Source organism: Chthoniobacter flavus Ellin428, from assembly GCF_000173075.1.
Taxonomy (GTDB): domain Bacteria; phylum Verrucomicrobiota; class Verrucomicrobiia; order Chthoniobacterales; family Chthoniobacteraceae; genus Chthoniobacter; species Chthoniobacter flavus.
Window position 1 is genome coordinate 68,251 of the sequence record NZ_ABVL01000008.1, and the last position, 21,985, is coordinate 90,235.

At 61.3% G+C, this 21,985-nt stretch carries 20 protein-coding genes; 10 read left to right on the top strand and 10 right to left on the bottom strand.

The genetic code is table 11. The annotated features are described in order from the left end of the window. Positions 1-33 precede the first annotated feature (33 nt). Positions 34-3,456, bottom strand: a complete 3,423-nt coding sequence (locus CFE428DRAFT_RS14590; protein ID WP_006980335.1) for a S41 family peptidase — start codon at positions 3,454-3,456, stop codon at positions 34-36. A 174-nt stretch (positions 3,457-3,630) separates the two neighbouring features. On the opposite strand from CFE428DRAFT_RS14590, the gene CFE428DRAFT_RS14595 reads away from it, so the two are divergent. The 4 genes from CFE428DRAFT_RS14595 (at position 3,631) to CFE428DRAFT_RS14610 (ending at position 7,102) form a co-directional block, all read left to right on the top strand. Continuing rightward, complete coding sequence (locus CFE428DRAFT_RS14595) at positions 3,631-4,164, top strand: DUF3592 domain-containing protein (protein WP_042725022.1); 534 nt, start codon at positions 3,631-3,633, stop codon at positions 4,162-4,164. Between the two features lie 396 nt (positions 4,165-4,560). After that, the gene (locus CFE428DRAFT_RS14600; protein ID WP_042725023.1) at positions 4,561-5,745 is read left to right on the top strand and encodes a DUF3592 domain-containing protein; all 1,185 of its coding nucleotides are present in this window, start codon (positions 4,561-4,563) and stop codon (positions 5,743-5,745) included. Positions 5,746-5,756: 11 nt separating this feature from the next. Continuing rightward, on the top strand, positions 5,757-6,131 hold the full coding sequence (locus CFE428DRAFT_RS14605) for a hypothetical protein (RefSeq protein ID WP_006980338.1): 375 nt from the start codon (positions 5,757-5,759) through the stop codon (positions 6,129-6,131). 335 nt (positions 6,132-6,466) lie between these two features. Further along, complete coding sequence (locus CFE428DRAFT_RS14610; protein WP_006980339.1) at positions 6,467-7,102, top strand: hypothetical protein; 636 nt, start codon at positions 6,467-6,469, stop codon at positions 7,100-7,102. Positions 7,103-7,229: 127 nt separating this feature from the next. On the opposite strand, the gene CFE428DRAFT_RS14615 is transcribed toward CFE428DRAFT_RS14610, so the two are convergent. Next, entirely contained in the window at positions 7,230-7,760 is a 531-nt protein-coding gene (locus tag CFE428DRAFT_RS14615; RefSeq protein ID WP_006980340.1) for a hypothetical protein, read from the bottom strand. Between the two features lie 266 nt (positions 7,761-8,026). Here CFE428DRAFT_RS14615 and CFE428DRAFT_RS14620 point away from each other — a divergent pair, with 266 nt between their 5' ends. From CFE428DRAFT_RS14620 to CFE428DRAFT_RS14640, 5 genes are read left to right on the top strand one after another with little or no spacing between them, the layout of a single operon-like run. Further along, entirely contained in the window at positions 8,027-8,527 is a 501-nt protein-coding gene (locus tag CFE428DRAFT_RS14620) for a Fur family transcriptional regulator (protein ID WP_006980341.1), read from the top strand. A gap of 20 nt (positions 8,528-8,547) precedes the next feature. Then, positions 8,548-9,312 carry a Fe-S cluster assembly ATPase SufC gene (gene sufC / locus CFE428DRAFT_RS14625; RefSeq protein ID WP_006980342.1) on the top strand — a complete coding sequence of 255 codons (765 nt, stop codon included), beginning with the start codon at positions 8,548-8,550 and terminating at the stop codon, positions 9,310-9,312. 21 nt (positions 9,313-9,333) lie between these two features. Beyond that, positions 9,334-10,746, top strand: coding sequence for a Fe-S cluster assembly protein SufB (gene sufB, locus CFE428DRAFT_RS14630; protein ID WP_006980343.1), 1,413 nt, complete (start codon positions 9,334-9,336; stop codon positions 10,744-10,746). 30 nt (positions 10,747-10,776) lie between these two features. Beyond that, positions 10,777-12,093, top strand: a complete 1,317-nt coding sequence (gene sufD, locus CFE428DRAFT_RS14635) for a Fe-S cluster assembly protein SufD (protein WP_006980344.1) — start codon at positions 10,777-10,779, stop codon at positions 12,091-12,093. 46 nt (positions 12,094-12,139) lie between these two features. Continuing rightward, on the top strand, positions 12,140-12,889 hold the full coding sequence (locus tag CFE428DRAFT_RS14640) for a tetratricopeptide repeat protein (protein ID WP_006980345.1): 750 nt from the start codon (positions 12,140-12,142) through the stop codon (positions 12,887-12,889). A 196-nt stretch (positions 12,890-13,085) separates the two neighbouring features. On the opposite strand, the gene CFE428DRAFT_RS14645 is transcribed toward CFE428DRAFT_RS14640, so the two are convergent. After that, positions 13,086-13,586 (bottom strand): NUDIX domain-containing protein, encoded by a 501-nt coding sequence (locus CFE428DRAFT_RS14645; protein WP_042725026.1) that lies wholly within the window; start codon positions 13,584-13,586, stop codon positions 13,086-13,088. Between the two features lie 36 nt (positions 13,587-13,622). On the opposite strand from CFE428DRAFT_RS14645, the gene CFE428DRAFT_RS14650 reads away from it, so the two are divergent. Then, positions 13,623-13,988: a DUF423 domain-containing protein gene (locus tag CFE428DRAFT_RS14650; RefSeq protein ID WP_006980347.1), complete on the top strand. Its 366-nt coding sequence runs from the start codon at positions 13,623-13,625 to the stop codon at positions 13,986-13,988. On the opposite strand, the gene CFE428DRAFT_RS14655 is transcribed toward CFE428DRAFT_RS14650, so the two are convergent. The 7 genes from CFE428DRAFT_RS14655 to CFE428DRAFT_RS14685 all read right to left on the bottom strand — a co-directional run bounded on the left by CFE428DRAFT_RS14655 (position 13,972) and on the right by CFE428DRAFT_RS14685 (position 21,968). Next, positions 13,972-14,769: a tetratricopeptide repeat protein gene (locus tag CFE428DRAFT_RS14655; RefSeq protein ID WP_042725027.1), complete on the bottom strand. Its 798-nt coding sequence runs from the start codon at positions 14,767-14,769 to the stop codon at positions 13,972-13,974. The genes CFE428DRAFT_RS14650 and CFE428DRAFT_RS14655 overlap by 17 nt on opposite strands. 83 nt (positions 14,770-14,852) lie before the next feature. Then, positions 14,853-17,729 carry an aminomethyl-transferring glycine dehydrogenase gene (gene gcvP / locus CFE428DRAFT_RS14660; RefSeq protein WP_131989574.1) on the bottom strand — a complete coding sequence of 959 codons (2,877 nt, stop codon included), beginning with the start codon at positions 17,727-17,729 and terminating at the stop codon, positions 14,853-14,855. Positions 17,730-17,868: 139 nt separating this feature from the next. Continuing rightward, positions 17,869-18,459 carry a methyltransferase domain-containing protein gene (locus CFE428DRAFT_RS14665; RefSeq protein ID WP_006980350.1) on the bottom strand — a complete coding sequence of 197 codons (591 nt, stop codon included), beginning with the start codon at positions 18,457-18,459 and terminating at the stop codon, positions 17,869-17,871. 13 nt (positions 18,460-18,472) lie between these two features. Next, a complete protein-coding gene (locus CFE428DRAFT_RS14670) occupies positions 18,473-19,228 on the bottom strand; it encodes a putative 4-mercaptohistidine N1-methyltransferase (protein WP_006980351.1) in 756 nt (251 codons plus the stop codon). Positions 19,229-19,299: 71 nt separating this feature from the next. Then, the gene (locus CFE428DRAFT_RS14675) at positions 19,300-19,980 is read right to left on the bottom strand and encodes a hypothetical protein (protein ID WP_006980352.1); all 681 of its coding nucleotides are present in this window, start codon (positions 19,978-19,980) and stop codon (positions 19,300-19,302) included. A 129-nt stretch (positions 19,981-20,109) separates the two neighbouring features. Next, positions 20,110-21,276, bottom strand: coding sequence for a M29 family metallopeptidase (locus CFE428DRAFT_RS14680; protein WP_006980353.1), 1,167 nt, complete (start codon positions 21,274-21,276; stop codon positions 20,110-20,112). A gap of 350 nt (positions 21,277-21,626) precedes the next feature. Then, complete coding sequence (locus CFE428DRAFT_RS14685) at positions 21,627-21,968, bottom strand: hypothetical protein (RefSeq protein ID WP_006980354.1); 342 nt, start codon at positions 21,966-21,968, stop codon at positions 21,627-21,629. Positions 21,969-21,985: the final 17 nt, after the last annotated feature.

Genomic DNA, 21,985 nt, shown 5'->3' on the forward strand with positions numbered 1-21,985 from the left:
TTTTCGCTGCCACGGCGCCGCTACAGCACTCGCTCACTTCCCCGCACGATTCGGATACGGCGGCTTCGGCGGCGAGGGCGGGGTGGCGGCCATTTCTTTTTGCACCTCTTCGATGGCGCGTTCGAGTTGCGGGTCGTGGCCTTGGGCGAGTTCGGCGGGGTCGTCGAGCACGGGGATGTCGGGGTCGACGCCGTGACCTTCGATGATCCATTTGCCGGACGTGTCGTAGATGCTGAACGTCGGCACAGTGACGTGGCCGCCGTCGATCAAGCTCGGCGCGCCGGTCATGCCGATGAGGCCGCCCCAGGTGCGTGTACCGATGATCGGCCCGAGTTTGTTTTCGCGGAAGAGCCACGGGAAACAGTCGCCGCCTGAGCCGCTCCAGCCATTGGTCAGCATGACCTTCGGCCCGACCTGCGCGATGTACGGCGTCTGCCAATCGCGCCCGTCGCGCACGCCCCAATAGTTCGTCACCCGGCGACCGAGCAGCTCGATGAAACGGTCGGGAATTTGTCCGCCGGAATTCCAGCGTTCGTCGACGATGAGTCCCTTCTTGGCGACCTGCGCGCGGAATTGCTGGTAGAGCTCGCTCTGCCCGTCGGCGCCGGTGTTCTTCACATAAATATAGCCGATCGTGCCGCCGCTCGCCGCATCGACGCGCCGGCGGTTCGCCTCAACCCACGCTTTGTGGCGCAGCGCCGTTTCGCTGCCGAGCGTTTGCACGAGCACGTTGCGGCTGCCTTCCATGTTCGGCTTGTCGTTCACCGTGAGCATCACGGCCTTGTCGCCGAGCCCCTGGAAGGCGGCCCACGGATCCTGTTTCGTATCGAGCGGGCGACCGTCCACGGCGAGGAGCCAGTCGCCTTCGTGGACATTCACGCCGGGCTGCATCAACGGCGAACGCACATTGTCCCACGGCGCAGCGATGATGATGTGCGCGATGCGATATGCACCCTGCTCGAGCGCATAATCGCAACCGAGATAACCCACACTGCGCGTCGGGCCGTCGTCGAAGTCACCGCCGCCGCGATAGGTGTGCGAGCAATTCAGCTCGCCGAGCAATTCGCCGAGCAGATGGTTCACATCGCTGCGGGTTACGGCGCCTTCGAGTATCCTCCCGTAACGCGTGCGCATCTTCTGCCAATCCACGCCGTGCATGTGCGGGTCGTAGAAAAAGTCGCGCTCAATCCGCCAGGCGTCGTTGAAGATCTGGCGCCATTCCGCGGGCGGATCGATCTGTTCCTCGATGCTGCCCACGGCGAGCGGTTTGTCGATCCGCTGGCCTTCCAGCACATTGATGATGCCCCACTGATCCCCTTTCTTGACCAGCAGCTTCTTGCCATCGGCCGAAAGATCGGCGCCGCCGCAATCGTCGAGAATCATCTTCTCATCGCGCTTCTCGAGATCCCAGAAAGAGAGCGGCGCGTTGCCCTTGCGCGAGCCGACGCGCGGCGGCCAGCGGAAAATCACCTTGCCCGGCACGGCCATGAGATTGTCGAAATGTCCACCGCCCGCCGGCAGCACCACGCCGCGCGCTTCGATGTTATCGAAGTCGATGACCAGTGGTTTCGGCTTGAGCGGAAACTGGCGCGCGAGCCGCATCCCCTGGCGCCCGTCGCCGGCAGGCGCGTTCTCCGTCGACGGCTTCTGTTCCTCGATCGCGGTGTCGCTGGCCGGTTTTTCCGGTTTGTCTTTCTTCGGCTCGCTCTGCTTTGGTTGCGCCTCGTCCTTCTTATCCTTCGCAGGCTCGGGCTTTTTCTCCTCGGTCTTTTCCGGCACGGGCGGCTCGCGGCGCACCGGTTCTTCATCGTCGCGCGGGCCGAGCGGCGAGGGCACGTCCTTGCGCAATGGGAGAGCGACGAGGCTCTCGCCGTTGGTGTAGATCCACGTGTTATCCGACTCGCTGTAGATCGGCTCAAAGACGCGTTTCGAGCGGTAATAGAGATACCGGCCATCCGGATCGAAGACCGGCATGTCGTCGTCGTAGAAACCGCTCGTCGCCGCCAGCTCGCGCTTTTCATGCGTGTCGTAGACGACGATCGCCGATTGCCGATTCTCGCGATCCGCCGCGTAAGTGAACCAGCGGCTGTCCGAAGACCAGCTCACGCGGAAGCGCGCGAGATCGCCCTCGTAGGCCCAAAGCTGACGGCCCACTTCCGTCACCTGCTTCGTCTCCATGTCGTAGAGATGAATACGCATCGCCTGGTCGACGAAGACGATCTTCTTCGCATCGGGCGACCATTGCGGCTGGTAGCGGAAACCTCGCCCGAGATGCGTGAGCGTTTCCTCACCGCCGGCCTTGTCGGAAGGACGAATCGTCAGCTCATACTCGCCCGTCTTGTCGCTGAAATACGCGATCCAGCGGCCATCCGGCGACCAAGCGGGGTTGCGCTCGGCGACGCCGCTCGTGGACGTGATGTCGCGCACGATGCCGTGCTCCGCCGGCACGCTGAAGATATCGCCGCGGGCCTCGAAAAGCGCGCGCTTACCCGTCGGCGAGATCGCCGCGTTGCGCACGTAGCCGGCGACGTTTTGCACGCGCGGCCGCAGCGTGGCGCGATCCGTGGCGACCTTGATTTTCACTTCGTGCATCTGCTCCGTGCCGAGGTCGAGCACGTAGAGGCGGCCATCGTTTTCGAAGACGAGATCATCCGGCCCGACGCTCGGAAAATGCACATCGGACTCCGTGAAATGCGTGACCTCGCGCGTCTCCTTGGTGCGCGTGTTGTAAGCCCAGATGTTATCGCGCTCATGCTCGTCGCGATCGGAGATGAAATAGAGCGTCTCGCCGTGCCACATCGGCTGCGAATCATTTGCCTCGTTATGCGTCACGTTCTCCGCCGTCTTCTTTTCCAGGTCGAAGAGCCAGATATCCGGTGCCATGCCGCCGCGATAGCGCTTCCACGTCGCGAAATCGGTGGAGATGGGCGTGAACGCCAGCGTGTGGCCATCCGGCGAGATCGCGCCAAATTCGCCATAAGCCACCGGCAATTTCTCCGGCAACCCGCCCTGCGCGGGCACCTTGAAAAGCTGCCCCACACGATCGGTGAACGCCATCATGTGCGATTCGTAGAGCAGCGATTGCCCATCCGGATACCAGCCGAGCAGCCGCTCGCTGCCGCCGTGGTGCGTGATGCGCTGCGGCTCCCCGCCACCCACCGGCATCACGTAAATATCCACGTTGCCGTCGTAATTGCCCGTGAAGGCGAGCTTCGCGCCATCCGGCGAAAAGCGGGGAAATTGCTGCACCCCACGCGGTGTGCTCAGCCGCAGCGCAGTGCCGCCCGCCTTCGGCGCAATCCAGATGTTGCCGCCGTAGACGAAGGCGATTTCGGATTTCGACACCGCGGGCATTTGCAACATGCGCGCGTCGATTTGCGCGGGGGCTAATTCCTCATCGGCGTGAACGGCGGCCACGGCCAGGGCCGCGAAACCAAGGTAAAGCGGGAGTTTCATGGGGCGGGAACAAAAAGCCAGCATGCCGGGAGGGGCATGCTTTGGCGAGGCAGGAAACATCCATTCTTAATCTTACTCTTAATCATAATCTTACTCTCTCCGGGAGAGGCGGCACGGAATGGGATTGAGATTAAGATTAGGATTACGATTAAGATTGAGAAAAACACGCCCATCGTGAGTTCACCCGCCTCTTCCGATCCTTCTCCCGATCAACCGAAACGTGGCCGCGTCCTCCTCGCCCGCTTGCTCTTCCTCGTGTTCCTCGTCGTCGGATCGGGCATCCTGTATATCGCCACGATCCGCCCGCTGCAGAACGTGCTCGTCGCGCGCAGTTGGCTGGAAACGCCGTGCGTCATCAATTCCAGCCGCGTGGTCAAAGTCGGCGGTGCGAAGCACGGCACGCAAAGCTACCGCGCGGAAATTTTCTACGCTTACACGATCGGCAATACGCATTACACCACGAGCAACTATCAATTCGACAGCGGCGGCAGCGACGGCAAAGAAGCCAAACAACAGATCGTCGATCAATATCCGCCCGGGCGCCAGACGGTGTGCTACATCAACCCCACCAATCCGGGCCAGGCCGTTCTCAACCGCAAACCGAACGGTGAAATGTTCTATGGCCTCATCGGCCTGCTCTTCGCTCTCTTTGGCCTGGTCGGCTTCGTCTCTTCGTTCCGGCTGAAGAGCGTGCCGCCCGCGGTGTAGGGGGGAAACGCAGAGACGCGGAGGGAAGGCAATGGGGCAATCGGACAGTGGCATAACGTTTCGCGCCGATCGTCCGATTGTCTCCCTGTCTGATTGTCCGATTGTCTTCTTTCTCCTCTGCGTCTCTGCAGTGCTAACCATGAAAATGTCCGCACGACGCGTAGAATTTTTGGCCCGCGAATCACGCAAATAACACGAATGAGGGCAGATCATTCGCGTCATTCGGGTGATTCGCGGGTCACTTTCCCTTCCCTGTCTTTTCGCATGTTCGTGGCTCCCCTTTTGGTTGCGGCTCCGCCGCGCTGTGCCTCTGCGTTTTACCTTCTTCCCCTACGCCAGGATGACAGCGAAGCGCATTGCCAAACCCGCCCACTTTCGGCAAAGGAAACATCCGCCGTGAGCTCGCCCTACCGCTTTTCCAATGCCACCCGCAAGCCGAGCGCCGTCGGCACCGGCTGCCTCCGCCTTTTCTTCGGCATCTTTTTCCTCGCCGGCGCGGTCATGGTCTGGTCCCTCACGATTTTGCCGCTCCTCCGGGTCGCTGCCGCTTCGCGCTGGGAAGAAACGCCCTGCACCATCGATTCCAGCCGCGTCATCGAGCAGCAGGGCGGCAGCCATAACAGCACAAGCTACACCGTCGAAGTCACCTATCATTATGACTTCCACGGCCAGCGCTACTCCTCGCGCCGCTACGAATTCACCGCCGGCTCGAACCTCGGTTACAATGGCGCACATCGCATCGTGGACCAGTATCCGCCGGAGCGGCAGACCGCGTGTTACGTGAACCCCAGCCACCCGACGGAGGCCGTCATTCACCGCGGGACCACCGGCGAAATGCTCATGGGCCTCATCGGCCTGATCTTTGCCGCCATCGGCGCCGGCGGCATCGTCTTCGCCGGGCGCCTCACCGGGCCGCCGCGGGCCTCGCGCAAAAACGCCATGCCGACCTTCACGCCGGCCACCGGCGAGCTCATCGAGCTCAAGCCGCAGATGACCCCCATGGGCAAGTTCATTACCATGCTCATCCTCGGCCTCGTCTGGAATGGCTTCATGAGCATCTTCGTCTATTTCGTCTTCCTCGGACCAAATCACTCCAGCGCCCCGCTGTTTGCCAAGATCATCGTCGGCCTCTTTTCGTTGATCGGCGTGCTCATCATCCTCGGCGTCATCGGCAGTTTCCTCGCCTTGTTCAATCCGCGCATCGTCCTCCGCGCCCGCACCGATGCCGTGCCGCTCGGCGGCGATTTCCATTTTGAATGGAATACGCGCGGCCGCGTCGACAAGCTGCACAAATTGAGCATCGTCCTCGTCGGCCGCGAAGACGCGACCCACCAGGCCGGCAAAAGCTCGCAGACCTTCACCCAGGTCTTCGCCGAGATTCCCGTGGTGGAAACGCTCGACCAGCAAATCACCGGCGAGGGTCAGGCCCATGTCTCCATTCCCGCCGGCCTCATGCACTCGTTTCATGGCAGCAGCAATCGCATCTCGTGGCGCCTGCAAGTGAAGGGCGAAATTCCGAAATGGCCCGACATCGACCAGGAGCACACCATCCAGGTGTTACCGCAAGGGGCCACGACCTGAACCCAAACGACATGTCTCTCGTCATCCAAATCCACGAAAACCAGACCGCGTTTTCCCCGCGCGACCGCGTCACCGGCGAAGTCTCGTGGCAAGTCGAGACGCCGCCCCGGAGCGTCGAACTGCGCCTCGTGTGGGGTACCAGCGGCCGTGGCAACCGTGACTTCTGCATCGTCGAGACCATTCCCTTTTCCAATCCGCAGTCGACCGAGACACGCTCGTTCAGCTTCACCCTACCCGAGGGCCCATACAGCTTCACCGGCAAATTGATCACGCTCACCTGGGGGCTGGAGCTCGCCATCGAGCCGGGGGGGCAATTCATCGGCCAGGAGATCACCGTTGCGCCCGGTGGCCGGGAGGTGGTGCTCCCACAAATCGCAAAAAAGTAACTCCGTTTTCGAATCAGCTCCTGGAGGGAAGCGCGCTGCCGCTTCGGTATGAGCGCGTCGCCCCAATGCTCATGTTTTCAGACGATCGAGGGACGTGGCCACGGACCCCGGGAGGAGCGACTTCCTAAAAGCCGTGCTCCAGGCAGCGGTGCTCATGGAAGAGGGCGCTTCGCGCCGAGGGTTTTCGGTCGGCGACTGGGAAGTCGCCGCTCCCAGTGGGGCGTCCCGCTTCGCCTAACACCATGCACACATGCGATCCACGGGCGGACCACCTCAGCTAAAAGATTGACAGCACGCCTAACACTCGCGATCACAACCCCGGAGGTTCCCCATCTATGAAATGTGCCCTGTCTGGTTTCCTTTGGAAGTCGCTCGCCGTCATCGGCGTGAGCTATGGCCTTGTCGCCGCGGCCGTCGCCCAACAGACCGCACCCGATGATCCGATCCAAAAGCGTTTCTATTCATCGCTCGCCACGGCCGCGCAGAACGCGACCACGGAGCATACGCGAAAGATCGGCGGCGGTGGCGGCGGACGCTTTTTCGAAGTTCTGCCCGAGGGCGGGCTGCTCGTCGGCTTCGTGGTCTGGACTGGCGAGTGGGCCGGGCATCATATCATTCGCGGCGTGCGGCCGATTTTTCAAACATCTCATGGCCGCATCACCGGCCAGCGTCACGGCGTCGAAAATGGCGCCCCGATTCGCGTCGAAGCAAAGGAAGGCTATGCCGTGGCCGCCATCGAAGCGCGCGGCGGCGATCGCCTCGACGGATTTGAAGTCCTCTATTGGAAGATCCATCCGGCGGACATCAACCTCGACGCCGAAGGTTCTTACAAGAGCGAGTGGATCGGTGGCGGCGGCGGACACAAGGGCCGCCATCCGCTGACTTCCAATGGCAACCCAGTTATCGGCATCGCCGGCGCGAGCGGCGAGGATATGGATCGGTTGGGGCTCATTTATTACGACCGGCATTAGGCGAAAAGCGGGAATGGAAATGGCCACGAAAAGGCCCACGAGGCACAAAAGGAGAATGTTCCTCGGGCAAGTGGGTGGCGCTCGTCGCCTCCCTGCGGGTGAAACTGCCGTATCCTGTCCTTCTATTTCAGTTCCCCGCCGTTTTCCGCTTCTTCGCCGGGCTCGCCGGCGGCGTGGGGGTCGTCCCCCCGGGTTTGATCTTCTCCAGAAACGTCGTCACCACATCCGCGCCGGCGGTGTTCTTCTCCTTGATCAATTCGCGCCGCAGATTTCCCGCCGCGGTCGCGTAGAAGACGTAGACATTCTTCAAGTTATCCGCCCGGGCGAGGGCGTAATCGGCCTGGAGCACGGCCAAAGGATCGGCCTGCTTTTCCACCGCGCGCGCATCGACGATCTCGATATTTTGATCCGCCGCGCGCAATTGCCTGGCGAACGTGCGCGCGTTTTCCGCACCCTCGAGATTCGCCGCCCCCTGCAACCTCTTCGCCAATTCGTCCGCTCGCAACGCGTATGATTCATTCAATTTGCCGAGCACATCACTGCGCGCCTTGTGGTATTCCGCGAGCAGTGTTTCCAGCTTGGGCGCCTGCGCGGCCTGCAGCGGTACCGCGAAGCACAACAGGATCGCGAGGCAGAAAAGGAATCGGGAGATCTTCATGCGAGGAATCGAATTTTGGTGATGCTCCCAAAAAGCAAAAGGCATGCAAGCGATGTTCCCAAACCGGATGCCGGGCAACAGAAGGGCGGCGAAGATTGCCGTTCGACGAGCAAAGCCTGATGCCATCGACGCCGGAGACGGCGCCGCTACAGGCAGTTGCACCCCCCATCTACCCGGTCCATGGTCCCCCCTTCAGAGCAGGGTCGAAGTTTATTTAGAATAATTCTTGATAAGCTTAACGGGCAGTGCGAAGGGAAAGGTGCCCAATGAAACTGCGTGATAACCACAGCGGAGACGCTTCGCCGACTCCCGATGACCATATCCATGGCCGGGGTCTGCGAATGACCGACCAGCGGCGGGCGGTCTACGACGCGCTCATGGGGCAACGCGATCATCCCACCGCGGTGGAAGTGTTCATGCGGGTGAAGACGAAGATGCCGAACATCTCGCTGGCCACCGTTTACAACTGCCTGGAAACGCTGACCGATTGCGGGATCATCAAGGCGGTCAACCACGACCGCGAGCCTTCGCGCTATTGCCCAAATCTCGCCGAGCACGCCCACCTTTTCTGCCAGGGCTGCGGCAGCGTGATGGACATTCCGCTGCGCTCGAATCGCCGCCCGCAGGACATCTGGGATCTGCCGGAAGATGTTTCCGTCGTGCAACATGAAGTTTCCTTCCGCGGCCTGTGCCCGAAGTGCGCCACCGCGGACGCCGCAGATACGCCCCCTGACACGCAAAAGGCCCCCCGGACCCGAAGCAAATAAATGGCCTTTTTAATATCCAAATGAGTTCACTGAAAATCCAAGACCTGCACGTTCGCATCGGCGAAAAGGAAATCATTCGCGGCCTGACGCTCGAAATTCCCAAAGGCGAGGTGCACGCCATCATGGGGCCGAACGGCTCCGGCAAGAGCACCCTGAGCAAAGCGATCGGTGGGCACCCGGATTACACGATCACCAGCGGCGACGTGCTACTCGATGGCGTAAGCATCCTCGGGATGGAACCCGATGAGCGGGCACGCCAGGGCCTGTTCCTGGCCTTTCAATACCCGATGGAAATTCCCGGCGTGTCGAACGCCAACTTCCTGCGCGCGGCGCTGAATTCCCGCCAGTCGGAAGGCGAAGAAATCGAGGCCGTGGATTTTTACGAGCATCTCTACGAGGAGATGGACAAGCTGGAGATGCGCCGCGAGTTCACCTCGCGCGCGGTCAATGAAGGCTTCTCCGGCGGCGAAAAGAAGCGCAATGAAATCCTGCAGATGGCGATGTTGAAGCCGAAGTACGCGATCCTCGACGAGACGGATTCCGGCCTCGATATCGATGCGCTGAAGATTGTCAGCGCGGGCGTGAATGCCCAGCGCGGCCCGAACATCGGCTGCCTCGTCATTACGCACTACCAACGCCTGCTCGACTACATCGTGCCGGATGTGGTGCACGTGATGGTCGATGGGCGCATCGTTCGCAACGGCCCGAAAGAACTCGCCCTGGAACTCGAGGAAAAGGGCTACGATTTTATCAAGGACGCACTCGCGGAACCCGTTTCCGCCTAACCCTCGAAAAGAGGAGATACCATGCCTACTGAAGAACTTAACCAATTCGACATCGACCGCACGCGCGGCGATTTCCGGTACGACGTCCAGTACCAATACGATGCCGGCACCGGCCTCACGCACCAGACGATCGACTACATCGTGGACGCGAAGGGCGAGCCGGACTGGATCCGCGATTGGCGCCACAAGGCGCTGGACGTTTTTCTCTCGAAGCCGATGCCCACGCACTGGGCCTCCAAGGACCTCGAGAACATTGTTTTCGACAACATCCGCTATTATCTCGCGGGCGGACAGAAGCCGTCCCGTTCCTGGGAAGATGTGCCGGAGGATATGAAGCGCACATTCGAACGGCTCGGCATTCCGGAGCAGGAACGGAAGTTCCTTGCCGGTGTCGAGGCGCAGTTCGACTCGGAAGCGGTCTATTCGAACATCAAGAAGGCGGTGGGCGAGCAGGGCGTGATTTTCGTCGGCTCGACCGACGGCTTGAAGAATCACCCGGAGATTTTCCGCAAGTGGTTCGGCAAGGTCATCCCGACGGGTGACAACAAATTCAGCGCGCTGAACAGCGCGGTCTTCAGCGGTGGCTCGTTCATCTACGTGCCGCCGGGCGTGAAGGTGAAGCACCCGTTGCAGGCATATTTCCGCATCAATGCGGAGAACTTCGGGCAATTTGAGCGCACGCTCATCATCGCCGACGAAGGCTCCGAGGTGATGTACATGGAAGGCTGCACGGCGCCGAAATTTGAGACGGCGACACTGCACTCCGCGGTCGTGGAGCTCGTGGCGCTGAAGGGCGCGAAGATCCAATACGTGACGGTGCAGAACTGGTCGCCGAACGTCTTCAATCTCGTGACCAAGCGCGCTATCGCGCACGAGGAAGCGGAAGTGAAGTGGATCGATTGCAACATCGGCTCCCGCCTGACGATGAAGTATCCGGGCGTGGTCCTGAAGGGTCGCAAGGCCCGCGGCGAAGTGATCAGCATCGCGCTGGCCAACGACGGCCAGCACCAGGACACCGGCGCGAAGATGATTCACGCGGCGGATGAGACGACGTCGAACATCGTGTCGAAGTCGATCAGCATCGGCAAGGGACGCGCGACGTATCGCGGCCTGGTCCACGTGCCGAAGCATCTCAAGGGCTGCAAGAACAACACGGAGTGCGATGCGCTGCTCATCAATTCGACGGCGCGCACCGACACCTATCCGGCCATCACCGTGCGCGGCACGGGCAATGCCTGCCAGCACGAGGCGAGTGTCTCGCAGATTTCCGCGGAGCAGATTTTCTACATGCAACAGCGCGGTCTCACCGAAGCGCAGGCCATGAGCCTGAGCGTGAACGGTTTCGTCAACGATCTCGTGCGCCAATTCCCCATGGAATACAGCGTGGAGCTGAAACGCCTCATCGATCTCGAAATGGAAGGCTCGGTCGGTTGATCCGATCAACGACTGACATTCACTGAATTCATGAGCACCGTTTTGCTGGAAGAAGAAATGACCGATACGCCCGCCGCGCCCGCCCGACTCCTGAGCGCCGGCCCCGCCGCCCCCGGGCAGGAAGCCGCCTGGGAACAATTCACGAAAATCCCGCTGCCTACGCGCACCGATGAACGCTGGCGTTTCGCCAACGTCAAGGACCTGGATCTCAGCCCGTATCTGCAACCGCAGCCGGTCGATGAGACCACGCGCGAGGAGTTGCTCGCGCGCAGCCGTGGTCTGGAAAAGGCCGCCGGCCGGATGGTTTTCGCCAATGATCAACTGCTCTCGCGCGAGGTCCTGTCGGAGTCGCTGACGCGACTCGGCGTGGTCTGGCTGCCGCTGGAGCAGGCGCTGGTCGAGTATCCGGATTTGCTGCAGCAGTATTTCATGCGCGAGGAGGCAATTCTCGGCGGGCAGAAGTTTGCCGCGCTGCACGCCTCGCAGGTGCGCACAGGCATGCTGCTCTTTGTCCCGCGGGGCATTGAGATCGATCTGCCGGTCGAGGCGTTTCACTGGCTGCACGGCGCGAATAGCTCGTGCTTCCCGCACACGCTCATCATCGCCGAGGAACGCGCGAAGGTGACGGTGGTGGATTATTACGAGAGCGCCGACACGAATGCCCCGGGGCTCGCTTGCGCGGTGAACGATCTCTGGCTCGGCGCCGGGGCGCAGGTCACTTACGTCTGCGCGCAGAATTGGAGCAGGGAAGCGCTGGCCTTTCAGATCAATGCGACCGTGGTGGGTCGCGATGCACAGGCGCGTTCGCTCTTCGCGCAGCTCGGTGGACGCCATGTGCGCAGCGAGAGCGTAAGTCATCTCCGCGGGCCAGGCGGCCGCAGCGACATGCTCGCGCTGACCGTGGCAGATAATGCGCAGGAAGTCGACGCGCGCACCTTCCAGATTCACGAGGCTCCGAATACCTCGAGCGACTTGCTTTATAAGAATTCGCTCGATGACGCGGCGCGGACGATTTTCTCCGGGCTCATTCGAGTCGATCCCGGCGCGCAGATGACGGATGCCTACCAGAAGGTGCGCAATCTTCTGCTGAGCGATGATGCCGAGGCGAACAGTGCGCCTGGGTTGGAGATCGAAGCGGACAATGTGCGCTGCACCCACGGTGCGACCAGCGGGCAGATCGAGCAGGAAGAACTTTTCTATCTCATGTCGCGCGGCATCTCGAAGCGCGCGGCGCAGAAGCTCATCGTGAATGGCTTCCTCCAGGAGGTCATCGAGCGGCTCGACCAGCCGGAGATCGGCGCCCGACTCGCGGAGATGGTGCAGGCGAAGTTCGCCGCGCATCGTTGATCCGAACGGACTCGATCGAGCGCTGTCCAACGAGTAGCTGTCCCCTATGGCTCCCCCACTCCTCCGTCGCATCGCCTTCAGTCTCCTCTTCTGTGCCGTGACCGCACTGGCGGCGGCCGACGACGATCCGTTCTGGCGCGCGCCGCTCATCGAGAAACTCACCGGGGAGCTGAAAGAGATCGACCATAAGCTCACGGAGAAGCCGGATACGGTGGCGTATCTGTCGCGGCGCGGGGATTTGTATTTGTTCCTGGGCGCTTATCCGGAGTCGATCAAGGACTTCGAGCGGATGATCGCGCTCGATCCCAATCAGGACGCGCCGCATTGGCGCCTGGGCATCGCCTATTATTTCAACGGGCAATTCGAGAAGTCGGAGCGGCAGTTCGTGAAATATCACGGCTACGATCCGAAGGATCGCGAGAATGGGATTTGGAAGTTTCTCGCGCAGGAGAAGGTCGACGGCCTCAAGGTGGCGCGGGAGGAGATGCTCACCTACCCGGAGACCGATCGCGAGCCGTTCATCCCGCTCTACGAAATGTACGCCGGGAAACGCAGCCCGGAGGATGTGCTGGCCTATATCGCGGACAAGAAGTTCGCCGATGACAAACACGCGCAGTTCTTCGGTTACTATTACGTGGGGCTGTATGAGCTCATGCTCGATCATCGCGAACATGCGCTGCAATTGCTGCGCAAGGCGGTGGACGTACTGCCCGCGGATCCCGAAACAGTCTACATGTGGAATGTCGCCCGACTGCACTGGGAGCGGCTGCTCAAGGAAGAGAAGAAGCGGCAGTAGCGGCGCGTGACGGTTATCGCCCCAAAAACAGGATTGGGGATGGCCACAAAAAAGCACAAGCGGCACAAAAAGAAAGTTCCGTGGGCAAGCGCGCTATGCATCGTCATCCTTCGGATGGAACCGCAGTAATTTGGAGGAGCATCTCTTTGTGCCTTTTGCGCCTTTTTGTGGCCATCCCCTCCGTTATTCAGGGGTGCTACACGAAGCGCACGTCCTTGCTGAGCATCTTCTCGCCGTCGAATTCGAACCAGGCGATGAAGTGGGCGCCGGCGAGGACTTGCGGTAGCCAGTATTGGTCGTCCTCCCACATATCGTCGTAGGGGACGCCGTCGATATCGAACCACATCGGCGTAGCCTCGGGTGTCTCGATCGGCTCGCCGGTGAAGGCGCGCGCGATGAAGACGGTGCATTGCAGGCTGTAACCATCGGTAAATTGGAAATGCAGGAGGCCGCGCTCCTCGAGTTGCGAGGGCGTCACACCGATCTCCTCCTGGGCCTCGCGAATGGCCGATTGCAGCGGCGTCTCGCCCGGCTCGAGCTTGCCTCCCGGGCCGTTGATCTTGCCCGCGCCGAGCCCGCGCTTCTTGCGAATGAGCAGCACGCGCCGCTCCTGCACGATGAAGCACAGGTTGGCTCGTTCACGCGGCTGCCAGTTGGGCCACGGAGATTGGGAAATGGCGGAAGTCGGATTTTCGATTTCCGATGTTGGAGTTTTCGGCGTTGATTACGCCAGATGAATTCCACCACCGCTCTTCGCATCGCTGCCATCATGGGATTTCTCGCCGTCGCCCTCGGAGCCTTCGGCGCACACGGCCTGCAACGCGTCTTCCTCGAAAACGGGCAGAAGCCCATCTGGGAAACGGCCGCGCATTACCATCTCGTGCATGCGGTCGTGCTGTTGGTCCTCGCGCTCCGCGGCGGGATCTCGCGACTGACCTTCCAGCTCTTCACCGCCGGCATCATCATCTTCAGCGGGAGCCTCTACTTGCTGGCCGTGACGAACGTGAAATGGCTGGGCGCGATCACGCCGATCGGCGGTCTCTGCCTGCTCGGCGGCTGGCTGACGCTGGCCTTCGTGCGGCCTAACGCTGCGACGTGAACTTCGCGGCTTCCGTTCCGCGCCCTGACTTGCGGGCGGCGTCCAGCGCGGCGTGCGCTTCCTTCTGGTAGTTCTCGTCGTCCGCGTCCTGCGCCCGAATACCGAGGGTATTCTGCCACTCCTGCAGGGCTAAATCGGTCCGGCCCATTTGTGTGTAGACGTGGGCCAATTCCGCGTGATGGATGAGCCGCTGCGGGGCAATCTCGAGCGCCTTCTTGAAACACCGCACCGCCTCTTCGTTGCTGGCCTTCGGCATGCCGCCATAGACAATGGAGGCAAGCGCCCGGAGCACGCCGTTGATATTGGCCACCCCGGCTTCCCAACGCCCGAGCACGTGCCAGGCAAAGTCATCCTTCGGATCGAGCTCGAGGGATTTCACGGTCTCGTCGCGAATGATCTTCGAATACTCGAGCTTGGTCTTGTTTCCGACAAAATCGGTCATGTGCCCGTAGCTGATCGCGAGGTTGAGATGGGCCTTGGCATTCTTGCCGTCGGCTTGCACCGCGCGGTTGCCATAATCCAGCGCCAGCTCGGCCATGCGCTTCGCGTTGTCTTCGACTTTGGTCTGCTCGATCAGGTCGCCGTATTGCTTCGAAATACGCAGCAGCACGCCGACATTTTGCGGCTCAATGGCTTCCGCCGCTCGCAGGCTGCCCAGCGCCGCGCGCGCCTTCCCTTGCTTTTCCGCGAGGTCGCCCTGCTGGACGAGGGAAGTCACCCGTGGGTCCTCGGCGAGGACCTGCATCGCGAACAAAACTGGGAGCAGGATGAGTGCTTTCACGACAATAAGAATTCATAGCAGCTTTTGTGAGCGCTGCCCGGGTTCTTTTGTGAATTTTTCAGTCGCCCGTTGTCAGGCGGTCGTCAGGAGACCGGCACGCAACTGCAGAACAGATTGCGATCGCCCCAGACGTTGTCGATGCGGCCAACGGACGGCCAGAACTTGTGTTCCCGCAGCCAGGGCGCCGGATAGGCCGCCTGCTCGCGGGTGTAAGGGTGCGCCCACTCCCCGACGATCACCGAATGTGCGGTATGCGGGGCGTTCTTTAACACATTGTCCTTGGCGTCGGCGACGCCGCTCTCGACGGCAGTCATCTCGCCGTGGATGGCAATCATCGCGTCGCAGAAGCGGTCCAGTTCGTCCTTCGATTCGCTCTCGGTCGGCTCGACCATCAGCGTGCCGGGCACCGGCCAGCTCAACGTCGGCGCGTGGAAGCCGTAGTCCATGAGGCGCTTGGCCACGTCCTCGGCGGTGGTCTTGTGGAAGCCGCGCAGGTCGAGAATGCACTCGTGCGCGACCAGCCCGTTCGCGCCCTTGAAGAGCACCGGGAAATAGGCATCGAGCTGGCGGGCAATGTAGTTGGCATTGAGGATGGCGATCCTCGTGGCTTCGGTCAGACCTTCGCCGCCCATCATGCGGATATACATCCAGGAAATGGTCAGGATGCTCGCGCTGCCATAGGGCGCGGCGGTAATCGCCCCAGTCTTCGTATCCGGGCCTTTGCGTTCCGGCGTCGGCAGGAACGGCACGAGATGCGCCGCCACGCCGATCGGCCCCACACCGGGACCGCCACCGCCGTGCGGGATGCAGAAGGTCTTGTGCAAATTGAGATGGCAGACGTCCGCGCCGATGCGACCCGGCGAGGTAAACCCGACCTGCGCATTCATATTGGCGCCGTCCATATAGACCTGGCCGCCGTGCGCGTGAATGAGTTCACAAATCTCGACCACCGTCTCCTCGAAGACACCATGCGTGCTCGGATAGGTGATCATGAGCGCGGCCAATTGGTCTTTGTGCTCGGTGGCCTTGGCTTTGAGATCGGCGAGGTCGATATCGCCGTCATCGAGACAACGGACGCCGACGACTTTCATGCCGGCCATCACGGCACTGGCCGGATTCGTCCCGTGCGCACTCGCTGGGATGAGGCAGATATCCCGATGCCCTTCTCCCCGGGATTGGTGATACTTGCGAATGGCCAGCAGCCCCGCGTATTCGCCCTGCGAACCGGCGTTCGGCTCCAGCAGGACACCGGCGAAACCGGTGATCTCCGCAAGCCAGTTTTCGAGCTGACGGAACAGCTCCAAGTAGCCTGCCGTCTGGTTCGCCGGGGCGAAGGGATGCAGCGCGCCGAATTCCGGCCACGTGACCGGCAGCATTTCGCTGGTCGCATTCAGCTTCATCGTACACGAGCCGAGCGGGATCATCGACGTCGTCAGCGAAAGATCCTTCGCCTCGAGCCGGCGGATGTAGCGCAGCATCTCGTGCTCGGTGTGATGCGTGTTGAAGACCGGGTGCGTGAGGAAAGAGGACTTGCGCAGGAGAAACTCGCGGAGATCGAGCTCTTCCGTCTCCCAGCTTTGGCTGAAGCTCAATGGTTCGACCTGTGAATCTTTGAAGACCGCGATCAATTCAGCCAACGCGTCTTCGTCGATCGTCTCGTCGAAAGCGACGAGGATCAGGAACGGGGCATCGTGCAAGGCATAGGAGCGGAGGTTAATCCCGCGCTGTTCCGCCCGCTGGAGAATCGCCGCACGCTGGGCTTCCGATTCGCACTCCACACCGACGGTGTCGAAGAACTCCCCATGCAGCACGGTGAAGCCGTGGGCCGTCACCGCGGCGCCAAACCAGTTCGCCGCGACGTGCACGCGCCTGGCGATCTGCTTCAGCCCTTCCGGGCCGTGATAAACCGCGTACATCGAAGCCATCACCGCGAGGAGCACCTGCGCCGTGCAAATGTTGCTCGTCGCCTTGTCGCGGCGAATGTGCTGTTCGCGCGTTTGCAGCGAAAGGCGATACGCGGGGTGGCCGTGAGTGTCCTTGCTCACGCCGATCAGACGACCAGGAAGCAGGCGCTTGTGGGCATCGCGCGTGGCGATGTAAGCGGCGTGAGGTCCGCCGAAACCGAGCGGCACGCCGAAGCGTTGGGTCGAGCCCACGGCGATATCGGCGCCCATTTCGCCCGGCGGTTTCAGCAGCGTGAGGGAAAGGATGTCCGCGGCGACGATGGCCAGCGCTCCAGCGGCGTGCGCCTTTTCGATGATGGGCGTGCAATCGTAAACGCCGCCCGTCGTCGCAGGGTATTGCAGCAGAACGGCGAAGACCTTTTCCGTAAAATCAGACTTCGACTCGTCCCCCACAATCACCTTGATCCCCAGCGGTTCCGCGCGCGTCTGCACCAGCGCGATCGTCTGCGGATGGCACTGTTCGCTCACGAAAATGGTCTGCGCATCCGCGCTCTTGCTCAGCGCATATGCCATGTGCATCGCTTCCGCCGCCGCGGTGGCTTCATCGAGCAGCGAAGCGTTCGCGATGTCCATCGCGGTGAGGTCGACCACCATCTGCTGGAAGTTGACCAGCGCTTCCATGCGGCCCTGCGAAATCTCCGCCTGATACGGCGTGTAAGCGGTGTACCAGCCGGGATTCTCGAGAATGTTTCGCTGGATCACTGGCGGGACAATCGTCCCGCTATAACCCTGGCCGATGTAGTTCTTGCAGATGCGATTCTTCTTCGCCAAGGCGCGCAACTCCGCCAGCGCCTCGTGCTCACCTTCGCCCGCGGGCAGGTTCAGCGGTGCCTTCAGCCGAATCTGCGCGGGCACGGCCGCGTCCATCAAGGCATCGAGGCTCGCCAGCCCGAGCGTTTCCAGCAACGCCTCGACCTCCGCCTCGCTCGAGCCGAGATGCCGGCGCGGGAAGGTATCGCAGGGCGCGAGCGGGGAATCTCCACGCGGTGCGGTCATAGGCAAGGTCGAAAGGGTATCGTGCATCGCCGGAGGCTAGAAAGCGCGGACGTCGAATCAAGGGGAAATGCCGTCATAAGTTAAACTCCGTACGCACACGCTCGAAGTAGCAGTGGAAATAGCTTCCGGGCGCGAGCAATCAGACGCTCTTGAGCTGCATCACCCGCATCCATTCGCGGCCTTCACGGCCGGGATAGGTACGCTGGGGCAGCCATTCCCGGACGAGGGTGAAGTGCGGCGAAAAGAGGCGGTCGAGCTCGGCCACGGAAACCTCGAAGGGCGGACCTTCGTCTGGCGAATCGTTGCCCGGGTCGAGATAGAAGATCGCGAGATAACGTCCACCCGGTTTCAAGGCCGCCGCGACCGATGCCACGTAGGCCGGCCGCTGCGACGGATGGATCGCGCAAAAGCAGGTGTGCTCGAAGACCCAGTCGAAGGCGCCCCGCATCTCCGCGGGCAAATTGAAGAAGTCCCCGAGCGCGTAGCGTTCGTGGCCGACCTTGGGCAGGCGGTCCGCACCTTCCACGGCAAGCGGCGCGATATCCAGGCCGACCACTTCATCGGCGGTCGCCGCCAGCGCCCGCACGTCGTGACCAAAGCCGCAGCCCGGCACGAGCACTCGGCCTTGCACCGGTTCCGTGGCGAGAAAATCGACCAGGCCCGGGCTCGGCGAACCTTTGTCCCAAGGCGTGTCCTGCTTCTCGTATTGTTCGTTCCAATTCGTCGACATCGGTGAACGTATTCTAACGGCGGAGCCAGGTGGTGGTTTCGGCGACGCTCCATTGAAACTTCCGGCCGTGCTCGCGGATGAGGAACGGTTGATCGCTCGATTTGATCAATTCGAAATCCGGCTCGAGCAGCGACTGCAGCGCCTTGCGGGTGGTCCGCCGTTCACCCTCGTGCTCGAAGCCGCCCAGCCAGTTTTCCCGCGGCGTGAACTCCGGCAGCCAGGTGTACGGCGAGGCGATCACAAGTTGTCCTCCGCGATTGATCATCGAAGGCAACCGCGCAAAAAGGCGGCGCGGCTCTTGCAACCGGTCGATGAGATTGGCCATGAGCACCGCATTGAAAGCGCCGAGGTCCTCGCGCAGGCCCAGCGCATCGCCGCGCTCGAAATGCACGCGGTGGCACTCGATCCCCGCGGGCACCCGTGCCACCAGCGGCGTGGCCAGATCGCCTTCATCGCGCCGCAGGTACGGCAGCTCGCGCTTGTCGCGAAGCTCATTCGCGGCCGTGACAAAGCGCTGCGAGTAATCGATGCCAACTACCTCGTGGCAATGCCGCGCGAGCTCAAAGGTCGAGCGCCCCACGGCGCATCCCAGGTCGAGCGCACGAGCGATTGCGGGCAGGCGCTTCAGGTCGAAGCATTCCGTCACGCAACGCACCGGATAATGCAGCGCCGCTGCCGGGCCAAAGGGCCACGGGAGAATCTCATGATCCTCGCCGTAGTGAAACAGGAGGTACTCCGCGAGGAGCTGGTCGGTTTCGTAGATATTCATGGTTACCAAACAAATGAATCGGTCGTGTGGAACATCAGCGGAGATGCCGCTCATTTACGCCGCCGGACTATTCAGTCCAGCCATCGACAGCCTCCAGGGCCCATCCTCTCCCCCATTGTAATCAGCTCAAGCACGTCAGAATCGTCCCGGTGCCGTGCCTTCATTTCCGTGCAAATCTGCGGATCCAAATACGAGAAAAACAGCCACGCAGCCCCTCGATAGCCGACTAAAGTCGACGGATCTCGACTTCGCGCTTTTTTAATGGCTTCGAATTTAACCAGGATATCCTCGGCGCTTTTCTTAATGATTTCAGGGTCCCGGCCAATGACCGTCAGTGTGAAAGGTGCTGTGACTTTGACGCCCTCAAGATTAGTCACCATTTCGAAGTGAAGTGCTCCCGGCACCGAAGGGCGATACCACTGATCGAGAATGAGATAACGTGTCACGGTTTGATGCGGTGGCACGGCTTTTGGAAAAGAAAAATCCCCTCCTCCTCGGTGAACCAAATTCGGTAATTCGGTCGCTCCCGGAGTACCCGGCTTGAGGATAAAAACGACTTCCCTATCGTTGAAACCCAAGTCGATGTTGCGGGCTTTGTCCGACGTATTCGTAAAAGAACAATCCAGCACGATAGGTTCACCGACCGTGTAGCTTTCCTGCTCCGGGATCACTCGAAGACTTACGTCCTCGCCACGGGCCGATGCCATGGAAAGCCAAGCGAGCGCAGCGAAAAGGATGGAAAGAAAATTCATGCTGTAGCGTCCTCGGGGAACCACCGAACCGAAGGTTTTAGCGATGCGGGGCGGGTGGCTCCTCAAGCCGCACCCTCGATCCGAAGTCGACGAATCCGGATCGAGGGTCAGTGGCTGAAATCCTGCTGACTACGCCAGCAGACCTCGCATGTAGGCGGCCGGCACGTAATTCTCGATCAACACCACGGTCTCGCCATCGCGGTGCATGCGCACTTGCGGGACGTTGATCTCCGGCGTCTTGGTCGGCGAGAAGAGGATGTCGTCGTGGGTGGCATTCTTCTTGTTCGCGAAACGGTCGGGCGTGAGCTTGCCCCCGAGATGGTCGCTGCGGCCCGTGGCCACATGCATCGTCCCGAGGATCTTCTCGTCCTGAATGTCGCGCCCGGAAACCGGCAACTCCTGCGTGCCGAAGCCGAGTTCGCCGAGTTCACCCGTCACCGGATCACTCGTGAGCTTCTCGTTGTGGGCATCGACGGTCGCCTGGCTGCCGCGGAGCAGTGCCGCCTGCTTGATTCGCCCGCCTTCCACCGTCATGAGGCCGATCGTCCCGTCTTCGTACTTGTGCGGGAACTGGCCGGTCGCCCCCGCCGGCACATAGTAGATTTCGCCCGCCGGGAGATTTGCGATATCCGGGCCGCCGCGGCAGAGACCGTGGCTCTTTTGCGCCTCCTGCTGGCCGAGGTCGAGATGCAGGGTGAAGCGCTTCTGGTCGAAAACGTAGTCGATCTCCACCCAATCCGCCTTGGTCATGCCGAGCCGGAGCTTTTCCGCCTGCTTGCTGACCTCATTATAGTCGACCGCCAGACCGGAGCTGAGGATGATTTGGTTCATGCCGTGCATGGTCGCACCGCGAAAGCCGTACTTCTTGGCGAAGGCGGTGAGCGGCGCCGTGGCCGAATACGTCGAGACGCAAAGGATAAGGTCGTACTTCTGATAGACGTCCTCAATCAGGTCGATTTCCCGGCCATCGGTCGCATAACCCTTCGTGGGCAGGTCGAGATTGCTGCCACCGGTGATCTCATAGGCAAACATTTCGCCGCCTTTGAGACCGAGGTCATACATCGTGCCGTTGCGCAGGCCCTGGTAGACGACATCATGCGCGTGCCGCTGGATGGAAAGGTCCGGATTCTGCAGAAAGCGGAAACCTTCGACGTCCTGCGGATGTTCCAGGTCGATGAGCACGCACACGCGCTCACCCGCCTTGGGTTCAAACACCGTCCGCAAAAGCCGGGTCAGGCTGAACGGCGGGAATTGGCGGGAACGATCTACAGGAGTCTGTTCGATGGTAGCATTCATTGTGTGGTATTTCGTTTGGGCTTTTCGGCGCGCGTGTGGTGATTCCACGTCACGCCGCCAAACACGGTTGCACCATGCCGGGGATTTTGCAGCAAGGAATTTTATACTCATCGGTAAAGACGAGGTGTCACACAAGTGATATCGGTAAAGCGGCATCGCTCAATGGACTTGGCGAAACCGACATTCCAGTCCAACGCAAGGGGGGCCAGCAATTAATGCAAGTCTTTGGCGTTAGGCTGCCTGGGCGATCGTCGCAGATCGGGAAAATTTCCAACCTGGACGGGCTCGGACTCGCTTTGGCTGGGCTGGACAGGACTACGGCCTACTCTGGAGAGCCCCCCCGCTGGGCACTACCCCACGCGATGCCTGCCCGGGTGGACCGGTGCATCCTTGGCGCGGATCGAAGTGGCCACTTTATCCTTCCCCGCCTCGATCTTCGCGACCATCCCCGGCCGAAGATCCCGCGCCGCCACCTTGGCACCATTCAGCGTCACCTTCGTGTTGTCGGTGATCTTATAGGCGATGTGTTCATCCCCAACCCCGGCCTCGACGCTAATGCCCACAGCGTTCACTTCGAGGATCTTCATTTCCGGGGTGGTATCCTGGGGCGGCTGGTTCCCTTTCTTTCCGGCCATGGCGGGCATGACCAGGACGACGGCAAGGAGGGTGAGGATGGCGACGAGTGCTTTCATGGATGGGAAGGATTTCA